We start from the raw sequence: 25,407 nt of genomic DNA, 5'->3' as shown, positions 1-25,407 counted from the left end.
AAAGAAACAAAAAAACAACGGTATGTTAAAACATATGCTGACCATTGCTTTCCGAAGTGTACGAAAACACCGGTCTTCTTTCGTCATTAACCTGGTGGGACTCTCGACAGGTCTGGCTTTTGCGTTTTTACTTTACTTGTGGGTACAAGATGAAAGGGCCGTAGATAAGTTTCACGCCAATGACGAAAGGCTCTACCAGGTGCTGCAAAAAAGCATCGAAAACGGCCAAATAAGAACTCTTGAGAATACGCAGGGACCCCTGTCAGAAGCGATGGAAAAAGACCTTCCAGATGTGGAAAAGTCTGTGATGGTAATGAATCTGGTGCGAGAAGGCATGGACATCACGATGAAGAGTGGTGTAAACTCATTCAAATCTGCCTGCTTGTTTTCGAGCCGTTCTTTTTTTGAAGTTTTCACGTTTCCACTCATACAAGGAGAATCCGCCGCCGTATTGAAGGAAAAAAACAGTGTCGTCATTTCCGAAGACATGGCATTAAAGCTATTCGGAACTACGGAGGCGGCATTGGGCAAACCCATCGAATGGAGCGCATTCGGCGTTGACCATCTGTCTGCGGTAACAGGCGTATTTAAAAATGTGGATCCCCGCTCCACGCTTCAATTCGATGTGGTACTAACCAAGCAAAAGTTGATTGAAGACGTCTGGACAAACGGCGCTTCCTGGAATAATACCGGTCCTCAAACGTATCTTTTATTAACGGAAGGAGTGGATGTAGCGGCGTTCAATAAAAAGATTGAACGGTATATCGACCGGTACCAAAACGGCAACATTTTCTCCCTTTTTATACGAAAATACTCCGATGCGTACCTCTATGGCAATTATGAGGGCGGCGAGCAGGCCGGCGGCAGGATTACCTATGTCAGGTTATTTTCTGCCATTGCCTTCCTGCTATTGCTGATTGCTTCGATCAACTTTATGAATCTATCGACGGCGAAAGTCTCAGGCAGAATGAAGGAAATCGGCATTAAGAAACTGCTGGGAAGCGGGCGACGGAGCTTGATTTACCAGTTTTTGGGCGAGTCGATTTTGGTCACGTTCGTGGCGGCGGTCATCGCGTTGGTCCTTGCGTCCGTATTGATGCCGCAGTTCAATTTCATTACGGGTAAGCAGTTGGCACTTCAGTACTCACCCAGCCAGCTGTTCGCATTTTTTTCACTTACGCTAATAACCGGCGTACTGGCCGGCAGCTATCCGGCTCTTTACCTTTCGGGATTCAGGCCCCTGGCTACACTTAAAGGAAAATTGGAAGGCAAGATCGGTCAGTTCCTTGTAAGAAAGGGATTGGTTATCTTTCAGTTTGTTGTATCGTTTGTGCTGATCGTATCGGTCCTTATCGTTTACCAACAAATTGAGTTTGCACGAAATAAGCCGGTCGGCTATGAAAAGGAACATGTCGTCTACTTTAATCTGGAGGGTAAAGCATTTGAACACAAAAACACACTCTTTGAAGAGATCAAAAAGGTTCCGGGCGTAATTCAGGCAGGCGGAATCAGTCAGACACTCATCACCGAGGACGGGGGATCCTCTACCTATGGATTGGAATGGCCCGGAAAGGACGCAAGCCGGAACATCGACTTCATGGTCCGGTCGGTTGACGAAAACCTGATTCCAACGCTTGGTATACGGCTGGACGAAGGAAAAATGTTTTCGAATGATTTGGGGGATAACGCGTCCTATCTCCTATTGAATGAAACCGCGGCAGCAGTCATGGGGTTAACGGATCCCGTTGGAACCAAGGTAACGTTTTGGGGGGAAGAAAAGACCGTACTGGGGGTGGTCAAGGATTTTCACACCGCATCCATTCACCAGCCTATCGCCCCCTTGGTTTTTTACTACAATCCCGAACAAATCGGTATGGCCATGGTGCGTATCCGGGAAGGGTCGGCACACAATGTCATTGCCGAGCTCCACCGCCTTTATTCAACATGGAATCCAGGTTATACGCTGGATCTGAAATTTTTGGAAGAATCCTTCCGGGCACAGTACTTGGCGGAAGAGCAGACGCTTGTCCTGGCAAAATATTTTGCCTTGCTAACGATTTTGATCTCATGTCTGGGATTATTTGGTCTCGCCGCCTTCGATACGGAACGCCGAACCAAAGAAATTGGCATTCGTAAAGTACTGGGTGCCTCGGTTGCAGGTATCGTGCAACTGCTCTCGAAGGATTTCGTGAAACTGGTTCTCGCGGCCATCGTCATTGCTTCGCCCCTGGCCTGGTGGATTATGCACAGCTGGCTGCAAGGCTTTGCCTACCGTATTGACATCCAATGGTGGATGTTTGCGGCGGCGGGGTTGGTTGCTGTGTTGATTGCGGTACTTACCGTGGGCGCTCAGGCCGTCAAAGCGGCGGTGGCCAATCCGGTGGATAGCTTGCGGGATGAATGAGAAGCGCCTGTAAAAAAAACGATTGTTTACTATGGCGTCGATAAATACTTCAAAACGACATGGTAGCTGCCATCTGATAACGCCGTAGCCACCGGCCCCGCCTCTTGGTCGGATACCGGCCGCACGGCATACAAACACATGGTTCTTCGATATCTCTTTGGAGCTCCGTTTGGTCTTCCTTTGATTTTGGTTTGGACTCCGTACTACCTTGGTTTGGCCGGCGTCGATCGAGCAGACCGAGTTGGCTCGGAGATCAAACGGAGCTCCGAAGCCAAATACGCCTCGGCGTCATACCATGTCGCTCTATCCCACTTCCGATGCCCTCCAAATGTGCCTTTCTCCCGTAGGTTTGCCGTGCACCCTTCGGTAAAGTGCCGCTTTTTGGCCTTTTTGCCGAGATATACTCGGGTATCACCGGGATATGGCCCGAATGAGGGATAAGGGAAGGTGGGCTGGAGGCAAACTTTAATACCTTTCGGTTATCCTACTTTTTATACAGATGCACATCGCGCTGGGGAAATGGAATTTCAATTCCGGCTCGGTCCAGCGCATCTTTGCAATCGATGATCAACTGTTCCTGCATCGTCCAAAAGTTTTCATTGGTAGTGGTAACGCGCACGGACAGGTTCACCGCACTGTCACCTAGTTCGGTGACTACGATCTGCGGTGCGGGGTCCTCGAATGCATATTCATTGCGCTTCACAACGTCCAGTAAAATCTGTTTGGCTTGCCTGAGGTCCACCGAATAGGAAACCCCGATATTGAACCAAGTACGTCGCGTACCCAGTAGCGTATAATTGGTGATGCTACTATTTGACAACTCGCCGTTGGGTACAACAACTAATTGGTTTTGGGGCGTATTCAATTTGGTATTGAAAATATCTATGTCATAAACGGTACCGGAAACGCCGGAATCAGATTCGATAAAGTCACCGATCCGAAAAGGCTTCAATACCAGGATAAGCACCCCGCCCGCAAAGTTGGCCAGCGATCCCTGCAGCGCCAATCCTATGGCCAGACCGGCAGCACCGATAATGGCAACAAAGGCGGAGGCCTGTACGCCCAACTGTGTAATAACCACGATAAACAACAGGATATTCAATATCCAGCCGATGAGGTTATTGAGAAACCGCTGAAGCGAGATATCCAGTTTTTGGCGTTCAAATGCCTTTGCAGCCAGGCGTTTAATCAACCGGATCAACCACGAGCCAATCAGGTAAATAAGCAGTGCCGATACGATGCCGGATAAAATCCTCGGGGCCCATTCCGCCGCAGATGCCAAAAAATTATCCCAATACCCTTGAATGTTTTTCGTTGTGATGTTTTGCATGATAGTGATGATTTTGTGATTAATGACAATGAACTCCAAAACTAAGGCTAATCATCTTATTATCCAAAAGACGGGGCTTGGGATCTGTGACTCCGCACAACAGGGCATCAGCGTAAACGGATTCGGTGGGCTGCAGACACAGCAAACCAGCCTGTTTATGCGGGCGACTCAGGTAGCCAGCCCTTCATACCCCGCTGCTCCGGTGTTCCGGGTAGAATATTATCGAGAAGGCAAGCCCAAAGACCCGATACCAGCATAGGGGTGGATAATACGACATTGACGAAAACCATCAGGGAAGTGTTTTCCAGCTCGACCGGGTTATCCTTCATATATGCAGGCAGGGACAAACCCAACATCAACGAGGTTCCTATCAATAGTTGATTTCGAGACATCTTTATTTCTGCCCGTAGAATCAGCTCTAGTCCGGTCATAGCCAGTATGCCGAATGCCGTTAAATACACGGCTCCGAGGATAACCTCCGGTATCTCTGCCATCACCGCCCCCAACTTACCAATCGTACCGATTAAAAGCAGGATGATACCCGCGACCACGCACACATACCTGCTGGCAATGCCGCTTAACCTGATCACGCCGATGTTCTGGGAAAACGTCGACGTGGCACTCCCTCCCAGTATACTGGAGATTATACTGCCAATCCCCTCGGTAGCGATCCCGCGGCTTATCCGCTTTACTTCTGGTGGGTCGGTCTTGGTTACCTTCGATAGCGCCATGTAATCGCCAAAGGATTCCAGCGATGCTGTCAAGTAGGGAATGGACATTGCGAAGATGAATCCAAGATTAAATTTTGGTGCACCCCAAGGAAAGATTTCCGGTGCAATGAACCAGTTGCTCTCGGCAATCGATCGGAGATTAATATACAGGAGATGCTTTTCGGGGAACCATCCCAGCCAGGTTCCTAGGATAGCCACACCATATGCAATAATAACTGCCAGGAACAGCGACATCGTTTTGGCCATCACCCCGAAGGCAAAACTAAAGAGAATGACCAATGCGATGACCACGATCGCATAATGCCAACCGTCGCCAATGAAATCGGTAATGACCGGCCATAGGCCCAATCCGATCATCATGATGATGATTCCCACGGTCATGGGGGAAATAAAACGACTTACCCATTTCAGGACGTTGAACAGTCCCAGGCTCGCTTGGAACACCGCCCCGATCAGCAATGCACCACCCAGGTACTGCATGGTGACCAGTGGGTCCGAATAAAGCGAAACGCCGAGTGAGCCCAAGGCAAGATAGGCCGGTATATGGCCCGATGTGGAACCTTGGATTGTAGGCATCCGTATTCCCAATGTAACCTGTAGGATAGTAGCTATCCCAACGGCCACGTTAATGTAGCCGATCAGCAAGCCAATCTGTGCAGTGTTCAGACCCACCGTAGTTCCTATGATCACGGCCGTGGTGATGCTGCCCAGGATCATTGCAAAAATATGCTGGAAACCATAGATTACCGATTTTCCGATCGGGGGCCTTTCATCCATCTTATAGACCAACGGCTTTTCTTCCGTATTCTTCGCCATAATGCTTAACATATGTCGTTTTCATAAATACAAATGGCAAAGGGCTTTTGTTAACTTTTATATTTTTTTAAACAGATGGAGGAACTAGACTGTTATCCGGATACAAACCATCATGGTCGGCAGCGTGGTGACAAAATAGTATCTATGATGGCCGGGAAGAAGAAGGGAACCATTGAATTGGAGTACGGTATCGACGACCGCCCCCGCTCAGGCAGGGACTGGATCGTATATACCTTGCAATACGTGGTTACCATGATCTATGCCGTTGTGTGGGGTTATGCCATTGTAGGCATTGGGATGGGATTCGAATCCGCTGAGCTTTCCGGTTACATGTCTTCGATTGTCGTCACTATCGGGCTCTCTACCTTAATTCAAGCTTGGCTGGGGCATCGAATGGCCATGGTTTCGGGACCGAATATCATTCCATCGCTTGCCATTGTTGCTGCCATCACGGCAGGTGGTAAGGAGTATGCGCAGCAGGCTTTCTTGGCTCAGGCCATTGCGGGCATTGTCGTTATCGCATTGGCGCTGCTGGGTATGGTGAAATTTATCAAGCGGATATGGAGTCCCCTGATCCTCGGCGTGATGGTGGTGGGCCTATCCATTTCCAAACAGGGGCTCATCCTGTTGACGGCTTCCGGCTTCGGATGGCAGTTCTTTGCGGCCATGGCCCTTGCTTTGGTCGGTATATTCACCGCCATCCGTGCGAAGGGTACATGGGGTACGCTTTCGGCGATGATCGTCATCATCCCGGGTTACCTGATCTTCATGATAAGTGGAAACTTCCAATGGGAGCTACTGCGGGAACCGAGCTTTTTTATCGTACCCCAAGCACTGCCCTATGGCATTGGTATACCGCCGCTTGACCTGATTGCCATCATGATCATCGTAAACCTAATGGCGGTGTTGAACATGTTCGGCAATCTCACCGGCTATGCAGATGTCGTCGGACATACATTGCAAGACAGCGCAATGAAGCGGTCCTTCCTGTATTTCGGATCAATCGAAACCTGTTTAGCCGGCTTACTGGGCGTCCCGGCTACAGTAGCCTATGGCGAGAACCTGGGCATCGTTATGCTGACACGGGTCGCTGCCCGGAGTTTTATCATAGCCGCCTCCCTCCTTTTTGTCGCGTTTGCTTTTATCGGACCGGTTGGTGGATTCATGGCAGCGATGCCCGAGCCGGTAGCGGGGGCCGTGCTATTAGGCATTGCATCGACGGTTATCGGGATCGGAGCGGGCATGATGGCGACTTCCCCTGACTTCGGCCGAAGGGAACAAAGCCTGGTCGGCTTTTCCGTGTTCCTGAGCCTGGGCTTATTCCTCCTTCCGCAGGATGTGTGGAAAGATGTCCCCAGGATTATAACAACCCTTTTCAGTAACCCGATCGTATCGGTCATCATCTTCGTGATGGTATTCGAGCAGCTCATTTTCCGGCAGAGGCAGCACAGGGAATAACAATTAAAAATTTAATAGCAATGGAAAATCAAGAAAAGCATAGGAAGGACGAACCTGCGGGATGGCAGCCTGGAACGGTTTCCGATATGGCCGATGAACGCCGATACGAAGATATGCTTGACAAAGGACGCGAAGCCGTTCTTGCCCAGGCGCAAAAGGACTATGACAGTTTCCAGATAGATCGGACGTTCCGTTTCCCGATCTGGCAGTATGGCAAGCCGAAGGGAAAGCTCTTCAAAGTGGAGTGCGAGGACAATCCAAAGTTCGGGGAAACTTCTTTCCTTGAATTCGATTCGGCAAGGACCGCATTTCTTTCCATCGATTTCCAAATCGATTTTTGCGGTGAAAAGGGATATGTAGATGTCATGAAGTATCCGCTGGAAAACACGGCGGTGCCTTTGGCAGCTACCCTCCTTCGCCCGTCGAAAAAAATAAGGTAGGGAAACTAGCAACAAGGGCGGAAACACAAATGACAGCACCATAAACACACCCTGAGGAATACTGACACTCTGCGGAAAAGCTGCGTACTTAGCCAAGACCGCCAAGGCTAAATAGCTGTACCCCACGGCTGACGCCACTAACACCGTCAGCCAGTCGTCCGAAAAGAAGCACCCGACAGCAAGAATCATAGGAAGGAGCACAACCGTCAAATGCCGGAAGGCCGTTCTCACCTTTACCCCGAGGAAGGACTGAGGCGTCAAAGGGTAAACCCAAACGTACAAAGGGGGCTCGCTCCATGCATAGTAGTTGGCGCATACGAAAACGGCCAACAATAAAGTGGCTATGCTGAGATGCTCGTTATCCACATAAATACCGATGGCCATCAGTATATACGCGATGAGCAGCATTCCAACGGAATTTCTAAAACCTACGGCAAACTCAAAAGGCTGTACCGAGAATGGTGTGGATACTATGGTCATTCCGAAAGTGCCGATACGAAGCGGCAGCAAGGCAACAGCCAAGGCCACGAGGCCCAAAGCGAACCGCGGTTCGCCCTTATAAAGAAGAAATAGCATAAACGGAGCAACCATTAGCATATTCTCCAGCAAACGGATCCGCCAAAATTGGGCTCGGCTAAATACCTGTTTGAGAAAACGAATACGCGTTTGGCCGCTTAATTGAAAAAGCGCAAGCGTTGCCATGCCTCCATATCCCCATTTCGCGTAGGTCATGCGTGAAAAAAAAGCCTCCGATCCCATCAGAAACAGCAGCGGCAAACCAATGTAAACCAGCCATGGATTGACGCCCCAATCACCTACCGTTCGGTGCATTCTTTTTGTTTGCAGGATAAAGAAATACCGCAACGCCGCCATCAGGTAGTTTCCTGTGTTATCCACTTACCCACTGCCGGGGGCTGATAGTTCCGCATCTGATGAAGCAAATCCGGGATATCTGCACTCCACATCAACATCTGCCGGTTGATTTCTTTCAAAAACCCCTTTTCGACCATATGTCGCGCAAGCTCAATCAATTGGTCATAGAACCCCTTCGTATTCAACAGCCCCATGGGCTTCCGATGAAGCCCTAATTGTCCCCAGGTAAGCATCTCGAAAAATTCCTCTAGGGTACCAAAGCCACCGGGTAATGCAATGATTCCGTCGCTGAGCTGGTTCATCTTCGTTTTCCGTTCGTGCATCGTATCCACAAGGATGAGTTCCGTGAGTCGAGTATGCGCAATTTCTTTGGTCTGCAAGAAATAAGGCAGTACACCGATCACCCGGCCGCCATGCTGCAATGCACCGTTGGCCACAGCCCCCATAAGCCCTACTTTGGCTCCGCCATATACCAAACCGATACCGGAATCAGCCAACGTTTTACCTAGCAGGTAAGCTTGTTCCTCATAAATGGTGTCGGTTCCCTTACTTGAACCGCAGAAAACGACTACATTATTCATCGACTATACTTTTTGATGCAGACGGTACGCACCATCCGTTGATGATCTTCATGACAGATTGGTATCCCATTAAATGACACCATAGTGTTTAAGGGCGTTCCAGATACCGTGATCTTCGGTGGTGTCGGTTACGTAGTCCGCGACAGCCTTCACGTTATCGCCAGCGTTGGCCATGGCGACACCTATACCAGCCGTACGCAACATTTGAATATCGTTTCCGCCGTCGCCGAAAGCCATCGTCCGTGCCGCTGATAATCCGAACCGTGCAAAGAATTGCTCCATGCCGATTTGTTTGCTGATTCCACGCGCATTGACGTCGATAAATTCGGGGCACCAGCGACTCGACTCGCAGTTTTTCAGCACCTTATTGATCAAGTGGGCTTCCTTATCTTCGTCGATAAACAGATTGAGTTGCAGCACCTCGGTTTCCAATGCGTCGGCAAAAGGTTGCGGGCGAGGTACCTCAAGCTTCAACAGCTTGAAAATCGCGGTCACATCATCGGTGATATCACTGATGAACGATCCTTCGGTCGTCATTACGCCGACCGGAAAATTATCGATTGTATGCAGATGATTATGCAATAATCGAATATCATCAATATCAATCGTGTGCCGGAAAAACGGCTTGCCCACGTTATCCACGCAATAACTCCCATTGAAGGTGATAAAACCATCAAACCCATAAGATGCCAAAAACTGCGCATGTTCATAAGACCTGCCCGTCGACACGATAATTTTTATTCCTTGCATTTTGAGTAAAGCCAGGGCCTCCAGAGTGGAATCTGGTATTGCTTTGCTCTTCAGACCGAGGAGGGTGCCGTCAATATCAAAAAAAACAGCTTGAACTTTGGGATTTGACATGACACAAAGGTCGACATTCTGTCTGTAGTTTGCAATTTATACCGCTAGCATCCGCGCGACCATCAATATCCCACACATGGAAATTGAATCCGTAATCTCAGAGCGCATCACCATGGCTACGGCCTCTTGCAAGGGAATGCGCCTAATGTGCAGTTCTTCGGTTTCCTCCGGTTCCGCAACCCCTTGCCGCAGGCCCTGTGCAAGGAAGATAAAACCTTCTTCGTCCGTAACCGAATTGGAGGTATGAATACGGCCGATACGCTGCCAGCGTTCAGCGATGAGGCCTGTTTCTTCTTTGAGTTCGCGTTGGGCAGTCGCCAAGGGGTCTTCGCCAAGGGGTCCACCACCTTCTGGTATTTCCCACGAATATTCGCTTAAAGGATAGCGGTATTGGCCGACCAAATAAACAAACCCTTCTTCGTCTACGGGCACGATGCCAATGGCTTTGTTCTTGAATTTAACTACGCCGTATATGCCAGGGCTTCCAGCAGGCGTAACCACATCGCGGTGCTCCACCCGTATCCACGGATTTTCATACACGATTTCGCTGCCGATGGTATCCCAATTATTTGCTTCCATTCACTATTTGATCAATTCCACTTCCCAACTTCTTGTCCACGTTTTTCCCGCTTCGAGACGCTGGATACCTTCTTTGTCTTCCAACTGCTGGTTGTGCGTGGCCGCATCTGCGATACCGCACCAGGGTTCGAGGCAAACGAAATCTGCATCTTTTGCCGCCCATATACCAAAAAATGGAAAGTTTTCGTATCGGAAATGGATACTTTGCTCGTTTATGTTGTTGGCTAATGTGATTTCCCGGCTTTGCAACGTTTTCATTACCAACGCATCGCCGTAAAACAACTCATGACGCAACGGTAATCGGTGATTGTGCAGGGGAACGGTGTGGGTGTGACCGCCAATGAGATTTCCATCGAGAACGTGGCAATTCAACACCTCGTCATCAGGAAATTGCAGGTAATAGTCTTCGTAGCGAAGGCCATCTACATCCGTGCGCACGGCAAACGCTGGGTGCCCCCCGATGGAAAAAAACAGCGGTTCGTCGGTGGCGGGATTGCTAACCTCATACCTGCAACTCAAGGTGTATCCAGCTAGCTTATACCGTAGCGATAGCTGAAAAGCAAACGGATATACCCTACGCGTCTCTTCCGTGTCACGGAGGGTAAAAACGACCTCTTCGTCAGCGAGATGTTTATGCTCAAAAACGTGATCGCGTGCAAAACCATGACGAGGCAGATGGTAGGATTTGCCCTTGTAAAAATAGGTATCATCCTTCAGGGTACCTACGATGGGAAACAACACCGGACTCGTTTTGGCCCAATACGCCGGGTCAGCGCTCCACAAGCGCTCGACTCCATCCTGAATGCATTTCAAGCTTTTGAGCTCTGCTCCCTTCGCAGTGATTTCCGCTCGTATCAATCCATTTTCTAAAGTCATAGGAGCAAAACATTTTTTTCCGCCGCAAAAGTCGCTAAACCAATCGGCCTTTGCAACGGAAATCTTCGGTTCACTTCCATCCGCGGATTCGGTTATCATATTCACCTCTGAAGGTGCCGTAGGTCAATTCCAGCTTTGCTGGGGTAATCGGCCATTGCGGTCAATAACCCTTTCAGGTCCCCGTGAACCGATATTCCGATTTTTTACAAAACCATGGCGTTTGAAGTTGCCTTTCGCCTAAAAACCTTATTAACTTACCGCTGTTACTTAACAGTAAGCGCAACATATGAAACCTGAGATAATAAATCGAATGAAAAAAATCAAAATCGGCACATCGGATTTGGAAGTAGCACCGATTAACTTCGGCGGAAATGTATTTGGCTGGACGCTCAATGAAGCAGAGTCCTTTGCGATATTGGACGCGTTCGTGGAAGCCGGGTTCAACTTCATTGATACCGCGGATACCTATGCATGGTGGGTAAATGGCACAGGCGGGCAATCGGAAACCATTATCGGCAACTGGTTGAAGAGCCGCGGCAACCGCAGTCGGGTCGTCATCGCCACCAAGGTAGGTTCTGAAACCAAAGAACATGGGTTTGATATCAGCAAACCACATATCTTAAGGTCGGTAGACGAATCCCTCAAACGGCTGCAGACCGACTACATCGACTTGTATTATACCCATTATGACGACAATGAGACGCCTGTGGAGGAAACACTCTCGGCGTACGACGAGGTCATCAAGGCCGGCAAAGTGCGTTACGTTGCTGCCTCAAATGTGCCGCCTGCGCGATTGACGGAATCTTTTGAGGTGGCCGAGAAGGAAGGGCTCCCTCGCTATGTGGCCCTGCAGCCACATTACAACCTCGTGGAACGCGCCGGTTACGAAACCGATTATGCGCCATTGGCAGAGAAGTATGGGTTGACGGTGTTCCCATATTGGGCGTTGGCAGCAGGATTCCTCACAGGAAAATACCGGAGCGAAGCTGACCTTGGCAAGAGCGTGCGCGGTGGTGGCGTCAAAAAATACCTGAACCCCAAAGGCTTGGCAATCTTGGAAGCCCTTGATAACGTAGCCGCCAAACACCGATCGACCCCGGGTGCTGTGTCGCTCGCGTGGTTACTGGCGCAGCCGCACGTCGGAGCGCCGATTGTCAGCGCTACCAGCAGGCAACAATTGGATACAATCTTTGCTGCCCCTACGTTAGCATTGGACCGTGAAGACCTCGAACAATTAGATACTGTAAGCAAAGGATGACAACTCGAAGAACATTTATTCAGCAAGCTACCGTAATGGCCGCGGCAGGCGCAATGCTCACCCCAGAGAAAGGGTGGGCCGAAGCACGTCACGACCGTAGTCGAACCTCAACAATGGATGAATCAATGAGCAACGTATCAAAAACACTCGTATTTCCCAAACCTTACGGATTGGGCGGCGTAGGCCCCGGCAACGGCTGGCACACCAACACCAGCGAACAGATCCATCAAACCCTGGAAGCGGCATGGAACGCCGGCGTCCGCTACTACGACACCTCCCCTTTCTATGGATACGGTTTGAGTGAACGCCGCTTTGGGCATTTCCTATTTGAAAAAGACCGGTCTGAATACCTTTTATCCACAAAAGTAGGCCGGATATTCGAAGCCGACCCAAACTTTGAGCCCGGGTCGGCCGGACTATGGAAGGGTCAGCTTAATTTTAAGTTTCGCTACGACTACACGGCCGACGGCGTGAAACGTTCCCTGGAAGACAGTTTACAGCGTCTCGGTCTGTCGTCCATTGACGTCGTATTTGTGCACGACCTCTCGCCCGACAATGGCGATCTGGGCGACCGGTGGATGGAACAATTCGAGATCGCGGCCAAGGGTGCTTTCCCTGCGTTGACCAAATTGCGCGAAGAAGGGGTTATCAAAGCATGGGGCCTGGGTGTTAATCGACCGCAACCCATCTTGAAGGCCCTGGAGGTGGCCGATCCGGACGTTATGCTAGTCGCCATCCAATATACCTTGTTCGAACACGAAGATGCCCTTAAAAACCTGTTTCCCGCAATGGCGGCAAAAAATGTCAAGGCTGTCATCGGTGGTCCATTGAACGGTGGATTTGCGGCAGGCTTGGATCGCTGGAATTACGGGCCCGGTTTGCCGAAGGATATGGTGGAAAAACGCAACCGGATAAAAGCCATCGCCGATCCGTATAAAGTAAGTGTATCCACCCTTGCCCTGCAGTTCGCCGCACAGCATCCGGTGGTGGCGTCGGTCATCCCAGGAGCCAGCCGACCGGAACAGGTGAAAGAAAATATGCAATCGTTCCATACCGATGTACCTGCAGAACTGTGGAGGGCGTTGAAGGATGAAGGGCTTATTCATCCGGACAGTCCCGTGGGCTCATAAACATACAGGCTATGACAATCTCTAGGAAATACGGAATGATGACTATCCTGTTAACCTTTTTAGGAACGACGACCAGCCTGAATACCAGCGGTCAGCAACGTTATCATAGTGATCAGCTGATTCCCGTTGCCGACTTAGGCAAACGCCGGGCCATCGGTGTCAGTGTATCGTCGGAAAACAGGTTATTCGTTTCTTTTCCCAACCAGGGCAAAGACTATCGATACGGCCTCACGGAAATTGTGGACGGTCGGCCCCTGCCCTTTCCGGATGAGGCTTGGAACGCGTCCACGGGCGATTCCGCCACGCGCTTTGTCAATGTGCAGGACTTATACGTCGATACCGAAGACAATCTTTGGGTATTGGACTCCAAGCCGGCCCCCAAGGGTTCGATATTCGGTGGCGCGAACGGCAGCGGCACGCCAACCGAAGGTGCGTTCAAGCTATTGAAAATCAACCTCGGAACCAACCGGGTCGAGCGGGTGTATACGTTTGATGGTCTCGACAAGAGCACGTCCGGACTCAATGACATGCGTATCGATACGGATAAGGACTTAGCGTACCTGTCCGATCCCGGCCGTGCCGCCATTGTTGTGCTTGACCTCGCCTCCGGCACGACACGTACCGTACTCAAGGACCAACCGTTTACCACTGCGGATCCGGAGATTATCCTTACCTATGATGGTAAGGAAATGCGGGATGGGAAAGGAAATCCGTTCCGCTCGAATGTCAACGGCATTGCACTGACCAAAGACAATCGGTATTTCTACTTCAAGCCCATCAATAAGCTGAACCTCTATCGCATCGAAACCCGGTACCTAGCGGATCCGTCATTGATCGACCGCGAACTGGCGTCGCATGTGGAAGACATGGGCAAAACGACCGTGACCCACGGCCTTATTGCCGATCAAAAAGGCAATGTCTATTTGACTTCGTCCATGGACTACAGCATCAAGTACCTCTCACCCGATGGCAAGCTGCATACCCTTGTGCAGGATTCGCGCCTGCTTTGGCCGGATTCGTTTGGGATTGGTTCGGACGGATACCTCTATTTTTCGTGTGCGCAATTGCAGCGCGACCCGCAGTGGAACGATGGCGAAGATAAGGTCGCATATCCGTATCAGATTTATAAAGTAAAGTTGCCGTAGGCTTTACCACAAATGACGACTATTTATCACCGTAATGGCTAAATGCGGATTCAACTTTGACGGTGACAGTATGATCAATTACCTCATAAACCAGCCGATGTTTATGGGAAATACGCCTCGACCAGTGTCCTTTCATGTTATATTTTAACTGTTCGGGCTTACCAGTTCCTGTATACGGATGTTCCATGATTTCTACCAAAAGCTGCGTGAGCTTCTTGAAGGCAGGTTGATCGGTTTTTTTTAGCTTGGCTATATCTTTTTCCGCCTTTGTTGAAAAAGTTAGTTGATACGGCATGTCATAAAGACTCCAGGAAGGTTTGAAGTTCAGCTTTATTTTTGACAGTTTTGACTACCTTTCGTTGTTCGGGATCACTGATAGCCTCTTTCAAGCGTTCCACATTTCGTTTATCCGCATAATACAGATCCCCTGACGGACTGATTTCAAAAGGATTAATACGATGCTCCGCTGGTATTTCCATAAACCCCTTGACCCAGTTTTCATCAAGAAAAACCCGGTCAGGTTCATCACTTACAATCAGATTGACAAATTTCTTTCCACGCTTTACCGCTACGCGCTCCTTTTCGGCCAACTCGAAATATAATTTAGTTTCACTCCGAATTTCCCTTGTTGTAATCACTTTCATAACCTACACCGTTAACACTATTGTGTACACAAATGTAGCAACATTTATTGGGGTTTGCAAAACGGAAAAGTCTTACACAGAAATAATCCCCAACCAACTATCGTAGTCAGACCCGAAGCGATATTCCCCCGTGCAGCCAGCGGGCAGCGTCTTATTTCTATTCACATCCCCACCCCCTCTGGTAGTTCCCCGCGCCGAAACCGGTTCACGAGTTCATGCGCCAACCGAGTCGGTTCCGGTATCCGGTATTTTCCAATGCATTGCCGGATGATTTGCAGGCTGTTTTCCATGCCCAATAGGTGCCCCGGCGAAATGAATACGGGAGCGGTTTTGCTTTTGCTGCGAAACGCATAACCGATCTGCTCGGCACCGGCTATAATTGGGCTGTGATTGCCTACAAGCAGCCCCGGTTCGTCATAGCTGCCCGTCAACAGTTTCTTCGCACATCCGATACTGGGTTGCCCGGTCTCGACACCGAAGTGCGTCGCGATGCCCAAGCGGCGGGGGTGTGCCGCGGACGGACTGAACCAAGCCGACATCGCCGCACGGCGGGAGCGTTTCGGTCCGAACGAACTTGAAGGCGGTAAACAAAAACCCAAACTTGCCATCTTGGTTGCCCAGTTCAAGGATGTCATGATTGCCATTCTTGCCGTTGCAGCCGTCATTTCTTTCTTAGTCGGTGAGCATACCGATGCTTACGTCATTCTCGGCATCATTTTCGGCAATGGGATCATCGGCTACATCCAGGAAAGCCGCGCAGAGGCTTCCATCCAGAAACTCAGGCAAATGGCTGCTCAGCACACCTTAGTGGTTCGGAATGGCACTCCCTCCAAAATCGCGGCCAGCCAGCTGGTTCCGGGCGATGTCGTGCTCCTTAACGCGGGAGACATCGTTCCGGCCGATGGGCGATTATTGAAAATTAGTGCGCTGAAGATCGACGAGGCCATGCTCACGGGAGAAAGCCAATCCATCGAGAAACACACTGCCCCTATTCAAGGGGACGGCTTATTGCCCGGCGACCAGCTCAATTGTGTCTTTAAAGGAACGGTGGTAAGTAATGGATCGGCCCGGATGGTGGTTACTGAAACGGGGATGAACACCGAAATGGGAAAAATTGCCACCCTGCTCGAAAGCGAATCGCAACAAACTCCGCTGCAGCGACGGCTCCACAAATTCAGCAAACAGCTGGTCCTTATCGTACTGTTTATCTGCGTGGCCATATTTGCATACGGCTTATATCGCGGTGAAGAGCTGTTAACGATCTTTCTGACCGCCCTATCGCTAGCCGTTGCGGCACTGCCGGAAGCCTTGCCCGCCGTAATTACCATCGCCCTGGCAAACGGCGCAGCCCGAATGGTCAAGCAACGCGCGCTCATAAGAAGATTACCTGCCGTCGAAACACTCGGATCGGTCACCTATATCTGTAGCGACAAGACCGGCACGCTCACCAAAAACAAGATGACCGTGGAAAAAGTCTGGCATACGGAAGACAGGGAATCACTGCTATTGCATGCTTTCCTGCTCAACAACGAAATCCGGTTTGACGAACACGGAAACCCTTTGGGCGACTCTACGGAAGTGGCGTTGGTAACCTACGCAACGGAAAGCGGAATGAATAGACAGGAAGCGGAAAAGGAGTATCCGGTTGTAGGCACGTTGCCGTTTGATTCCGAACGCATGCGTATGAGCACTTTGCATAAGCGGGATGACAGGTACCTCCTGCTGGTAAAGGGTGCGCCGGGAAAAATTGCCGAGGCGTTGTCGATCGACTATGCGGATGAGAAAGAAGCGTGGCTGAATACCAACCGCGAATGGGCTCGTGAAGGCCTAAGGGTACTTTTCTTCGGCTACCGATGGCTGGATGAACAACCGGAAGAGCTGAATGCCTCGCTAGAAGCAAAACTGGATTTTCTGGGCATGGCGGGCATGATCGATCCACCGCGCGAAGAAGTCGTGGAAGCCATCGGCCAATGCCGGACGGCAGGGATCAAGCCGGTTATGATCACCGGCGATCAACCACTAACGGCGGTAGCCATTGCCGAACGGTTGAAACTGATCGCCTCCGGCGAGGAGAAGGCGCTTACCGGCGCCGATTTGAACAAACTCTCGGACGATGAGCTCAAAACTCAGGTTGCGCATACCGCTGTGTATGCGCGCGTGTCGCCCGAGCAGAAACTTAACATTGTGAAAGCCCTCCAGCAAAACGGCGAATTTGTGGCCATGACCGGCGATGGTGTCAACGATGCGCCTTCGTTGAAGCAAGCGGATATCGGGGTAGCCATGGGCATAACCGGAACCGATGTTGCGAAAGAAACAGCACACATGATTCTGCTGGATGATAATTTCGCCACCATCGTCAAAGCCGTCAAAGAGGGGCGCCGCATCTACGACAATATCCGCAAGTTTATCGGCTATGTATTGTCATGTAACCTTGGCGAGATCCTCGTTATCTTTTTCGCTCCGACGCTGGGATTGGCCATTCCATTGCTTCCAATCCATATCCTTTGGATAAACCTCGTCACAGACGGTTTGCCGGGATTGGCGCTGGCATCCGAACCAGCGGAGAAAAACACCATGCAACGACCGCCGCGGCGACCGGATGAAAGCCTCTTTGCCGGCGGACTTATTCCCCGGATCGTACTAACCGGAATATTGATGGCCATCGGAGCATTCACGCTGCAACTCGTAGCAATGAGCAAAGGCTATGATACCGCGACCCAGCAAACCATGGTATTCACGATGCTCAGTTTCGTGCAACTGGGAAACGCCTTAGTGGTCAGAAGTTTACATACATCCGTATTTCGACTTGCATTGCTCCGGAATCCGTTCTTACTTGCCACCATTCTATTTTCGATAGGGTTACAACTGCTACTGGTGTATGGCTCCTTTCTTCAACCGGTATTCAAAACCGTGGCATTGCCTGCTGAGGCCATGGGATTAATCGTTACGGTATCTGCCGCCTGTGTAATCGCCATCGATGGTTTGAAAATTTTGATCCCTAAAATATCAAACGGCTGATTGTTTGCTATACGTGGTACTTTTTTTGTTAGTTTTACGAAAAGTGCTTAGAAAAAGTTAATTGAGATGAATAATCTAAAATGGACCCTTTACTGCATGGTGGCCGTGACAGTCGCTGCTGTATCATGCCAAACCAAACGGACAGCTTCCTCCGAACAGGGGGCGGATACAGCGCACAACAGCCGCAATTCGCTGGATTGGAGCGGTACCTACCAAGGAACGCTTCCTTGCGCCGACTGCCCCGGCATCCGGTATGTACTCACATTGAATGAAAACAACACTTATCAACTAAAAACACGGTATCTAGAGCGGGGTGATTCCGTATTTACGGAGTCAGGCAAATTCACATGGGATAAAAATGGCAACCAGGTCACGCTTGCAGACCGCGGTGAAAAATTCCAGGTCGGCGAAAACCGACTATTCCACCTCGATATGGAAGGCAATCGCATCACGGGGAATCTGGCCGAACATTACGTATTGAATAGGGTGACGGAAACCATCACGGGAAGGTATTGGAAGCTGATCGAAATACAAGGACAGGCCGTTGCAGAGGGGTCAACGCAAAAAGAGCCCTATATCCAGTTAAATGGCGATGACCAGCGGGTGGAAGCTTCCGGCGGATGCAACGGCATGGGTGGCACGTACGAATTGTCTGAACCGAACCGGATCAAATTTTCGCAGCTGATCGGCACCATGATGGCCTGCGAAAACATGGAAGTGGAAAACGAGTTGAGACGTGCACTGGAATCGGCCGACAGCTATCATCTGCAAGGCGATACCCTCCAGCTATTTCGTGCAAGGATGGCGCCGTTGGCTAAATTTGTAGCCAAAGAAAAATGAGCGAATAAGCGATAAACCGGAGAACACATCCAATAAAAAAAGAGGCTTCGAAGAGCCTCTTTTTTTATTGGATTGTAACGTTACTTACTTCAATTCCAAAAATTTATTGTATTCGATTTCTTTCTTTTCGAGCTTCACCAAGCCTTTGAGGTAATCGAATACTTTCAGCGCTTTCATCTCTTCGAATAGACGGTTGGCTTGTTCCTTCTCACTAAGCAGCTGTACTGCATACTGTGCTAATTGTTGATCAGTAGGTTCTTGTCCGGGGCTATATAACTTGATCTGTGCAGCAATACGCTCCTTGGCCAATGCGAGCACTTCCTCGTATTTCACCTCCAAACCGTTTTGGGTGATGATACGGTTTTCGATCAATGTCCATTTCAGGTTCTTAACGAAATCCGCAAAACCTTCCTCCAGTTCATCTTCTTTAATCTCGGGATTGGTCGCTTTCAGCCATCTTTTGAGAAATGCTTCGGGAAAATCAACTTTCACCGCTTCCAACCCTTTCAGATATAGATCATTCTGTAAGCGCTGAGTGGCATTTTGCACGAACATGCTTTCAACCTCTTCCCGCACCTTCTCTTTAAATTCCGCCTCCGTTTTGACAACGCCTTCTCCGAATAACTTGTCGTAGAACTCTTGGGTCAATTCCGCTTCTTCGAGGCGATTTACGTTTTTAACAGTCAGCTTGAAGGTCGTGTTGCCTAACGATTCAACCTCTTCTTCTTTGATACCCACGATACGGGCGATATCAGATTCATTCTTGAAGGCCTTCTTGACGTCCAGCGTCAGCTCATCATCCTTTTTCAGCCCTATCAGTGTTTTTTTGATTTTTTTGTCTTCCACCAAATCGGTGCGTACTGAAGCTGTGTTGACAATCCCACCTTCCAGTTCATTTCCGTCGAAATCCAGCTGCTTCAACTCACCATACAGCACATCTCCGTCTTCAGAAACCTCCGGGTTGGTCATCTTACCGTAGCTGCGACGGAGGTTTTTGATACGTGCTTCCAGCGTCTCTTCATCCGCTTTGATCACATATTCTGGAAACTTCGACTTTTCATTGAATGGAATTTCAAATTGCGGCGCCAATCCGATTTCGTAATTAAAAGAAAACGCATCGTTAAAATCCCAATTATAATCACTTTTATCATCTTCCTTAGGTAGTGGCTGTCCTAAGATATCGAGTTTGTTTTCGCTGATATATTGATTGATCTTATCGCTTACCAACCGGTTGATCTCGTCAAAGAGAATGGCTTTCCCGTAAGTACGCCGGATATGGGAAGCTGGCACCATCCCCGCGCGGAATCCCGGCAGCTTGGCTTTCTTTGCTTGCTCCTTGATGGCTTTGTCTACTTGGGGATTGTAATCCTCGGGACTGAGGTCTACCCGGATGACGGCATTGATTTCGTCGATGTTCTGGTGTGAAATGTTCATACTCAATTTTAAGCGTTTATCGCATATATAAAAAATCCTCCCGATGCTTTCGGGAGGATCCAAGTGCGGAAGAAGGGACTCGAACCCCCACGCCTTTCGGCGCCAGATCCTAAGTCTGGTGCGGCTACCAATTACGCCACTTCCGCATAGGATTTTATTTGGACTGCAAAGGTAAAGTTAATTCTTTAAAATGACAACACCTTTTTTCACTTCAATTCTCAACGTATCTTCAATTTTCAATCCCTTTTACGACCAAACACAGAGAAATGCACATACCTACCTGGCCGGGCCTTCATATCGGCAATGAGTTCCTCCAAATTTTGCGAAGCTTGATTCAGATTAGTATATAATTGTTCGTCATTCAACAACATACCAATCGATCCTCCGCCCTGGTTGATGCGATCCGTAATGGATTGAAAATCGGCCATCGCCTTATTGGCACTGAGAATGGTTTGCGCAAAATTGGCCTTGGCTACCTGGTCCGTAATACTATCCAAATTAGCCAATACATTGCCAATGCGCTCGTTGTTATTCTTGAGATTGTCGGTTATGGATTCAACATTCCCCATGATGTGGCTGATCCGATTCCGTTCAGAAACGACAAGCCCATCCAACTGTTGGGTAATGCCCTCGAGATTTTGGAGGGAGTTGGCGATGCTGTTGATACTTCGGTTGAAGTCGCGCTGAAAATCTTTATTGATTGTGTTATTGATAGAGCTCAGTACCGAGTCTAACACCGCGGCGATGTCTTCAGCTTTCTTCTGAATCGGCTCAACCTGCTCCATGATATTTTTCTGGATCCCTGCACTCAGTTCATCACCATCCTTCGCATAGGTCGAGCCATCTCCAAGTTCAAAAATGATTGCCTTGCCGCCCAACAGGTCTGTACTGGCTAAACGCGCTACGGTATTGGCTGGTATGGCATAATTGCGCTGTACTTTGAATTCGGTCCGGATACGGCCGTCGGACTGCAATTGCATATCTGAAACGCGGCCAATCTGGTATCCATTTACGAGAACGGGCTTGGACTCAGTAAGCCCATCTACCCGGTCATACGTTGCATAAAAGGTGTTGTCACTGCTGAACACATCGTTTCCTTTGAGGAAGCTGTATCCCAAAATCAAGATGGCAATGGCTACCACCGCCAATATACCTACTTTCGTTTCGTTTGCTATTTTCAAAGCTTGTTAGTTATTGATTGTCAATTGCCTTATTCCATTTCGACCCGTTCTGGACGTCTGGCGGTTGCTTTCATTTCAGCAATGGCGACCTACCTTCCCGGATTACCAATAAACAACGTTCACCGCGCTTTGTTTAACACCACCTTAGCGTCTGCCGCCCGTCAACGCTCAACCTGTCGCTTATATGCTTTGATAGCCTCCACCAGATTATTTACAATCTCAGCTTGTCCCCTTTCCGAGTTCATAAACGTTTCCTCGTTCGGATTGCTTAAAAATCCGATTTCGGTTAACACGGCCGGCATTCCGGCACGCGCCAGCACAGCTAAACTCTGTTCTTGTACGCCGCGGTCTTCCCTACCAGACTTGACATATTGCTCCTGAATGAGCGATGCCAACCGGATACTCTTATCCCGAAATTGATTTTTCATCAGTGAAAACACGATATAACTCCCGGGATCGTTGGGATCGAAGCCCTGGTAGTTCTCCTGATAGTTGTCTTCTAGGAGAATATCAGCATTTTCCCGCAGCGCAGCATCTTGCTCGCCCAACCTACCAAACCCGGAAACGAACGTTTCTGTCCCCCTGACGGTCTTGTCCTGCACATAATAATATCTTCCTTTGCTATTACGTCGTTTGCGCGCAGGAGTAGCGTTGCAATGAATCGAGATAAATAGATCTGCTTTTTTATCATTCGCAAATTCAATGCGTTTATATAGTTCTACATCTACGTCTGTAGTACGCGTATAAAACACCTTCACCCCAGGTATTTCGGATTCAATGGCTTTTCCCAATTTTAAAGCTACTTGCAGCACCACGTCCTTCTCTAAAGATATTGCCCCCTTAGTGCCCGGCTTATCTCCGCCGTGTCCTGCATCCAGGACGATCGTTTTTACCGTATACAGAGAATCCTGATACTTATTTGCAAAAGAAATCGTTGGAATTAGTAGGTAAAAGGCGAGGAAACGAAATATATATGTTGCGGGATGTTTTATCATGTCGAGGTAGTACACCAAAATCCTAACTATTTTAATTAATTTTGTGCCAATTTTCAATTATTGCAAAAATAGTATTCATTGTCAAATTTGAGGTCTGTTGCTGTCTTTTTTCATCAAAATAAATTATTTTTTAACGGTGACGAAGCTTGCATGAGTTATTCTTTATTCATTTCTTCGGTTAAACGGCGACTCAAACAGGTCTCAATCCCACTACTAATCCTAACGGTATTTTCCTGTGTTTCGGTATCCGGACAGGAAAATCCCCCGGCAACGGCACCTCCCGACACCACCCGTAACACGCAGACAGACACACTGAAGGTGGATTCGCTCAACGGCCGATCCGACACTACCCGGCGCAGCTCGTCCGACGGGTTGAAAGCGATGGTTACGATTGCTGCGGCAGATTCTCAGGTGACCGACCTAAAGACCAATATCATCCATCTATACGGCGATGCGAAAGTCAAATACGAAACGTTTGAACTCGCGGCCGACTACATTCGTGTAAACCAGTCGACCAACGAAGTTTTTGCCAGCGGGCTCATCGATCACAACAATAAATACTCGGGACGGCCTGTTGTCATTATGGATAACGAACCCCCGAAAGCCGTGGATTCATTGCGCTATAATTTTGATACCGGCAATGGGGTCACGTTCGGCATTTTCACAGAAGTGGACGGCGGCTTTATCCAGGCAAGCCGGGTTCGAAAGAATCAATACAATGAGATGTCACTCTACCATGGCATGTATAGTACCTGTAATTTGCCCCAACCGCATACACATTTTGGCATCCAAATCAGCAAGGGAATCGTCACGGAGAACCAAATTATTTCTGGACCGGCCTACCTCGTGATGGAAGGAGTTCCCCTGCGATTCATCACCATTCCCTTCGGCTTTTTCCCTAAGCCGAACAAACGCTCATCGGGCTTTTTGTTTCCTACATTCGGTGAGGAATTCAATAGAGGCTTTTTTATGCGGGATATCGGCTGGTATCTGGCATTCAATGACTATTGGGACAGTGAATTGCGGGGAACGCTTTATTCAAAGGGTTCCTGGGAAACGGCAATCCTAACCCGTTACCGGGTAAATTATAAGTTCAATGGCGGATTTAACATCAATTTTGCGAATACAAAAAGTGGCGTAGAAGGAACAGACCAATATCGGGCGATGCACGATTTCCGGGTGAATTGGAACCATACCCAATTGCAGGAGGCCAATCCGGGCACCACGTTCAGTGCCAGCGTACAGTTCGGTACCAGCGGATATGCACACAACACGGCCGCCAATGCTTCCTACAATTACGAAGAAATCACCCGGAACACGATGAACTCCAGCATCAGCTACGGACGGACGTTTGCTGATGGCAAAGTGAATTTCACAGCCAGTATGCGGCATTCCCAGAACATGGCCGACCAGACGCTCTCCTTAGATCTCCCCACGTTTTCGCTCAGTGTAGCCTCTTTCAACCCCTTTGACTCCAAAGACCGCGTGGGTGAACAAAAATGGTACCAGCGGATCAATGTCAGTTACTCTTTACGGGGAGACAACACACTCAATGCCCGGGAAACCGGCTTATTCAGCAAAGAAACGCTAGACCAATTCCAACATGGCTTCCAGCATAGCATCCCAGTAAGCCTTTCGCTGAATGTGCTGAAATTCTTCCAGTTCAATACCAGCGTAAATTACAATGAGGGATGGCACTTCCAGACCTACCGGCGCAGGTTGGAAAATACGGTAAACGGATACGAAGAGTTACGTGATACGGTCAGGGGCTTCCGTCGGTCATACGATTATTCGGTGTCCTCCGGTTTATCCACCAAAATCTACGGGATGTATCCCAAAATCGGCAAAATACAGGCAATGCGCCATGTCATCACCCCTTCCTTTAACCTCAATTATCGGCCGGACTTCTCAGACCCAATGTACGGATTTTACCGCCGATACATCGATGCAAGGGGCGAAGAAAATCTATACTCGATCTTTCAGGGGAGCAAATATGGTTCTCCAGGAAGTGGTCGTTCCATGGGAATCGGCTTTTCCATTGATAACAACCTGGAAGCAAAAATCCTGAGTAAGAAGGATACCACAGACGGCGGCGTCAAAAAAGTACCTATCCTTCAGGGATTAACTTTTAGCGGAAACTATAATTTCGTGGCCGACTCCTTTAAATTATCCAATATCAACTTTTCGGGAAGGACCGCACTATTCAACCAGAAGATCAACCTCAATTTCAACGGAACATTCGACCCGTACAATTATGACCAAACCACAGGAAGACGGGTAAACCGTTATGCCATCAGGGACGGAAAACTTGCGCGTCTTACGCAATTTGGTTTGTCATTCGATTACAGTCTTAATCCCGATGCGAACAAAAGCCGCCAACAGGGACTTGATTCGCTGGACGCCCAGAAACCGAACATGACCCCCGAGCAACAGCAGCAATTAGCCCGCATCAGTTCGGATCCCAACGCGTTTGTGGATTTTAACATTCCCTGGAACCTGGCGGGGTCGTTCAGTTTCCAGTATTCAAATCCCGGAAACCGATCAACGGTTACGGCAACGTTAAACATTCACGGCGATTTCAGCCTGACCCCCAAATGGAAAGTCCAATTTAACTCGGGTTATGATTTCCGGCAGAAGGAAATTTCCATGACCCGTTTCAGCATATACCGCGATTTGCATTGCTGGGATATGTCTTTTGGCTGGGTACCTTTCGGGCGGTTCCAAAGCTATAACGTGACGATCCGCGCAAAGGCTTCCATCCTCCAGGACTTAAAACTGACCAAACGAAACGATAATTTCGGAGGCTTTTAGAT

21 protein-coding genes and 1 tRNA gene are annotated in these 25,407 nt (G+C 49.2%); 8 read left to right on the top strand and 14 right to left on the bottom strand.

What is annotated here, in order from left to right; genetic code table 11:
• The first annotated feature begins 22 nt into the window (after nt 1–22).
• Nucleotides 23–2,404 carry an FtsX-like permease family protein gene (locus ACFQRK_RS02910; RefSeq protein ID WP_379003454.1) on the top strand — a complete coding sequence of 794 codons (2,382 nt, stop codon included), beginning with the start codon at nt 23–25 and terminating at the stop codon, nt 2,402–2,404.
• Nucleotides 2,405–2,888: 484 nt separating this feature from the next.
• Here ACFQRK_RS02910 and ACFQRK_RS02905 read toward each other — a convergent pair whose 3' ends face one another.
• Both ACFQRK_RS02905 and ACFQRK_RS02900 read right to left on the bottom strand, forming a co-directional pair.
• Nucleotides 2,889–3,734 (bottom strand): mechanosensitive ion channel family protein, encoded by an 846-nt coding sequence (locus ACFQRK_RS02905; protein ID WP_379003452.1) that lies wholly within the window; start codon nt 3,732–3,734, stop codon nt 2,889–2,891.
• A gap of 155 nt (nt 3,735–3,889) precedes the next feature.
• Nucleotides 3,890–5,281 (bottom strand): uracil-xanthine permease family protein, encoded by a 1,392-nt coding sequence (locus ACFQRK_RS02900; protein ID WP_379003450.1) that lies wholly within the window; start codon nt 5,279–5,281, stop codon nt 3,890–3,892.
• A 75-nt stretch (nt 5,282–5,356) separates the two neighbouring features.
• On the opposite strand from ACFQRK_RS02900, the gene ACFQRK_RS02895 reads away from it, so the two are divergent.
• Nucleotides 5,357–6,739: a uracil-xanthine permease family protein gene (locus tag ACFQRK_RS02895; protein ID WP_379003449.1), complete on the top strand. Its 1,383-nt coding sequence runs from the start codon at nt 5,357–5,359 to the stop codon at nt 6,737–6,739.
• An 11-nt stretch (nt 6,740–6,750) separates the two neighbouring features.
• Here ACFQRK_RS02895 and ACFQRK_RS02890 read toward each other — a convergent pair whose 3' ends face one another.
• The 5 genes from ACFQRK_RS02890 to ACFQRK_RS02870 form a co-directional block, all read right to left on the bottom strand.
• Entirely contained in the window at nt 6,751–8,010 is a 1,260-nt protein-coding gene (locus ACFQRK_RS02890) for a hypothetical protein (RefSeq protein WP_379003447.1), read from the bottom strand.
• A gap of 41 nt (nt 8,011–8,051) precedes the next feature.
• Complete coding sequence (locus ACFQRK_RS02885) at nt 8,052–8,633, bottom strand: TIGR00730 family Rossman fold protein (RefSeq protein ID WP_379003445.1); 582 nt, start codon at nt 8,631–8,633, stop codon at nt 8,052–8,054.
• Nucleotides 8,634–8,702: 69 nt separating this feature from the next.
• Nucleotides 8,703–9,494 carry a Cof-type HAD-IIB family hydrolase gene (locus ACFQRK_RS02880; RefSeq protein WP_379003444.1) on the bottom strand — a complete coding sequence of 264 codons (792 nt, stop codon included), beginning with the start codon at nt 9,492–9,494 and terminating at the stop codon, nt 8,703–8,705.
• A gap of 36 nt (nt 9,495–9,530) precedes the next feature.
• Nucleotides 9,531–10,073 carry an NUDIX domain-containing protein gene (locus tag ACFQRK_RS02875; protein ID WP_379003441.1) on the bottom strand — a complete coding sequence of 181 codons (543 nt, stop codon included), beginning with the start codon at nt 10,071–10,073 and terminating at the stop codon, nt 9,531–9,533.
• A 3-nt stretch (nt 10,074–10,076) separates the two neighbouring features.
• Nucleotides 10,077–10,949 carry an aldose 1-epimerase family protein gene (locus tag ACFQRK_RS02870; RefSeq protein ID WP_379003439.1) on the bottom strand — a complete coding sequence of 291 codons (873 nt, stop codon included), beginning with the start codon at nt 10,947–10,949 and terminating at the stop codon, nt 10,077–10,079.
• 310 nt (nt 10,950–11,259) lie between these two features.
• Between ACFQRK_RS02870 and ACFQRK_RS02865 the strand changes: the two genes are divergently transcribed.
• From ACFQRK_RS02865 to ACFQRK_RS02855, 3 genes are read left to right on the top strand one after another with little or no spacing between them, the layout of a single operon-like run.
• On the top strand, nt 11,260–12,207 hold the full coding sequence (locus tag ACFQRK_RS02865; protein WP_379003437.1) for an aldo/keto reductase: 948 nt from the start codon (nt 11,260–11,262) through the stop codon (nt 12,205–12,207).
• Entirely contained in the window at nt 12,204–13,337 is a 1,134-nt protein-coding gene (locus tag ACFQRK_RS02860; protein ID WP_379003435.1) for an aldo/keto reductase, read from the top strand. Before ACFQRK_RS02865 ends, ACFQRK_RS02860 begins: the two co-directional genes overlap by 4 nt.
• Before the next feature lie 11 nt (nt 13,338–13,348).
• Entirely contained in the window at nt 13,349–14,482 is a 1,134-nt protein-coding gene (locus ACFQRK_RS02855) for an L-dopachrome tautomerase-related protein (protein WP_379003433.1), read from the top strand.
• A gap of 19 nt (nt 14,483–14,501) precedes the next feature.
• Here ACFQRK_RS02855 and ACFQRK_RS02850 read toward each other — a convergent pair whose 3' ends face one another.
• The 3 genes from ACFQRK_RS02850 to ACFQRK_RS02840 form a co-directional block, all read right to left on the bottom strand.
• Nucleotides 14,502–14,777, bottom strand: coding sequence for a Txe/YoeB family addiction module toxin (locus ACFQRK_RS02850; protein WP_379003430.1), 276 nt, complete (start codon nt 14,775–14,777; stop codon nt 14,502–14,504).
• Between the two features lies 1 nt (nt 14,778).
• Nucleotides 14,779–15,126 (bottom strand): hypothetical protein, encoded by a 348-nt coding sequence (locus ACFQRK_RS02845; RefSeq protein ID WP_379003428.1) that lies wholly within the window; start codon nt 15,124–15,126, stop codon nt 14,779–14,781.
• A 161-nt stretch (nt 15,127–15,287) separates the two neighbouring features.
• Nucleotides 15,288–15,623, bottom strand: a complete 336-nt coding sequence (locus ACFQRK_RS02840; protein ID WP_379003427.1) for an endonuclease V — start codon at nt 15,621–15,623, stop codon at nt 15,288–15,290.
• On the opposite strand from ACFQRK_RS02840, the gene ACFQRK_RS02835 reads away from it, so the two are divergent.
• Nucleotides 15,616–18,144 (top strand): cation-translocating P-type ATPase, encoded by a 2,529-nt coding sequence (locus tag ACFQRK_RS02835; RefSeq protein ID WP_379003425.1) that lies wholly within the window; start codon nt 15,616–15,618, stop codon nt 18,142–18,144. The genes ACFQRK_RS02840 and ACFQRK_RS02835 overlap by 8 nt on opposite strands.
• A 66-nt stretch (nt 18,145–18,210) precedes the next feature.
• Complete coding sequence (locus tag ACFQRK_RS02830; protein ID WP_379003423.1) at nt 18,211–18,984, top strand: copper resistance protein NlpE N-terminal domain-containing protein; 774 nt, start codon at nt 18,211–18,213, stop codon at nt 18,982–18,984.
• Nucleotides 18,985–19,068: 84 nt separating this feature from the next.
• On the opposite strand, the gene tig is transcribed toward ACFQRK_RS02830, so the two are convergent.
• From tig to ACFQRK_RS02810, 4 genes are all read right to left on the bottom strand, one after another.
• On the bottom strand, nt 19,069–20,418 hold the full coding sequence (gene tig, locus ACFQRK_RS02825; RefSeq protein ID WP_379003421.1) for a trigger factor: 1,350 nt from the start codon (nt 20,416–20,418) through the stop codon (nt 19,069–19,071).
• Nucleotides 20,419–20,482: 64 nt separating this feature from the next.
• Nucleotides 20,483–20,564 (bottom strand) — tRNA-Leu (locus ACFQRK_RS02820).
• Between the two features lie 90 nt (nt 20,565–20,654).
• Nucleotides 20,655–21,599: an MlaD family protein gene (locus ACFQRK_RS02815; RefSeq protein ID WP_379003419.1), complete on the bottom strand. Its 945-nt coding sequence runs from the start codon at nt 21,597–21,599 to the stop codon at nt 20,655–20,657.
• Between the two features lie 161 nt (nt 21,600–21,760).
• Nucleotides 21,761–22,594 carry an N-acetylmuramoyl-L-alanine amidase gene (locus ACFQRK_RS02810; protein WP_379003417.1) on the bottom strand — a complete coding sequence of 278 codons (834 nt, stop codon included), beginning with the start codon at nt 22,592–22,594 and terminating at the stop codon, nt 21,761–21,763.
• Nucleotides 22,595–22,744: 150 nt separating this feature from the next.
• On the opposite strand from ACFQRK_RS02810, the gene ACFQRK_RS02805 reads away from it, so the two are divergent.
• Nucleotides 22,745–25,405, top strand: coding sequence for a putative LPS assembly protein LptD (locus ACFQRK_RS02805; RefSeq protein WP_379003415.1), 2,661 nt, complete (start codon nt 22,745–22,747; stop codon nt 25,403–25,405).
• Nucleotides 25,406–25,407 lie beyond the last annotated feature (2 nt).

Origin of the sequence: Parapedobacter sp. GCM10030251, assembly GCF_042666505.1 — a bacterium.
Taxonomy (GTDB): Bacteria; Bacteroidota; Bacteroidia; order Sphingobacteriales; family Sphingobacteriaceae; genus Parapedobacter.
The sequence above is the reverse complement of the archived record's forward strand: the minus strand, read 5'-3'. Positions and strand labels throughout refer to the sequence as shown.

Excerpts from the sequence above, each read along its gene's own strand:
- ACFQRK_RS02875 (WP_379003441.1), bottom strand. The coding sequence starts at position 10,073 with ATGGAAGCAAATAATTGGGATACCATCGGCAGCGAAATCGTGTATGAA.
- ACFQRK_RS02860 (WP_379003435.1), top strand. The coding sequence starts at position 12,204 with ATGACAACTCGAAGAACATTTATTCAGCAAGCTACCGTAATGGCCGCG.
- ACFQRK_RS02895 (WP_379003449.1), top strand. The coding sequence starts at position 5,357 with ATGGAGGAACTAGACTGTTATCCGGATACAAACCATCATGGTCGGCAG.
- tig (WP_379003421.1), bottom strand. The coding sequence starts at position 20,418 with ATGAACATTTCACACCAGAACATCGACGAAATCAATGCCGTCATCCGG.
- ACFQRK_RS02845 (WP_379003428.1), bottom strand. The coding sequence starts at position 15,126 with ATGAAAGTGATTACAACAAGGGAAATTCGGAGTGAAACTAAATTATAT.
- ACFQRK_RS02880 (WP_379003444.1), bottom strand. The coding sequence starts at position 9,494 with ATGTCAAATCCCAAAGTTCAAGCTGTTTTTTTTGATATTGACGGCACC.
- ACFQRK_RS02870 (WP_379003439.1), bottom strand. The coding sequence starts at position 10,949 with ATGACTTTAGAAAATGGATTGATACGAGCGGAAATCACTGCGAAGGGA.
- ACFQRK_RS02805 (WP_379003415.1), top strand. The coding sequence starts at position 22,745 with ATGAGTTATTCTTTATTCATTTCTTCGGTTAAACGGCGACTCAAACAG.
- ACFQRK_RS02855 (WP_379003433.1), top strand. The coding sequence starts at position 13,349 with ATGACAATCTCTAGGAAATACGGAATGATGACTATCCTGTTAACCTTT.
- ACFQRK_RS02835 (WP_379003425.1), top strand. The coding sequence starts at position 15,616 with ATGCCCAAGCGGCGGGGGTGTGCCGCGGACGGACTGAACCAAGCCGAC.
- ACFQRK_RS02865 (WP_379003437.1), top strand. The coding sequence starts at position 11,260 with ATGAAAAAAATCAAAATCGGCACATCGGATTTGGAAGTAGCACCGATT.
- ACFQRK_RS02810 (WP_379003417.1), bottom strand. The coding sequence starts at position 22,594 with ATGATAAAACATCCCGCAACATATATATTTCGTTTCCTCGCCTTTTAC.
- ACFQRK_RS02905 (WP_379003452.1), bottom strand. The coding sequence starts at position 3,734 with ATGCAAAACATCACAACGAAAAACATTCAAGGGTATTGGGATAATTTT.
- ACFQRK_RS02850 (WP_379003430.1), bottom strand. The coding sequence starts at position 14,777 with ATGCCGTATCAACTAACTTTTTCAACAAAGGCGGAAAAAGATATAGCC.
- ACFQRK_RS02830 (WP_379003423.1), top strand. The coding sequence starts at position 18,211 with ATGAATAATCTAAAATGGACCCTTTACTGCATGGTGGCCGTGACAGTC.
- ACFQRK_RS02900 (WP_379003450.1), bottom strand. The coding sequence starts at position 5,281 with ATGGCGAAGAATACGGAAGAAAAGCCGTTGGTCTATAAGATGGATGAA.
- ACFQRK_RS02890 (WP_379003447.1), bottom strand. The coding sequence starts at position 8,010 with ATGCACCGAACGGTAGGTGATTGGGGCGTCAATCCATGGCTGGTTTAC.
- ACFQRK_RS02885 (WP_379003445.1), bottom strand. The coding sequence starts at position 8,633 with ATGAATAATGTAGTCGTTTTCTGCGGTTCAAGTAAGGGAACCGACACC.
- ACFQRK_RS02910 (WP_379003454.1), top strand. The coding sequence starts at position 23 with ATGTTAAAACATATGCTGACCATTGCTTTCCGAAGTGTACGAAAACAC.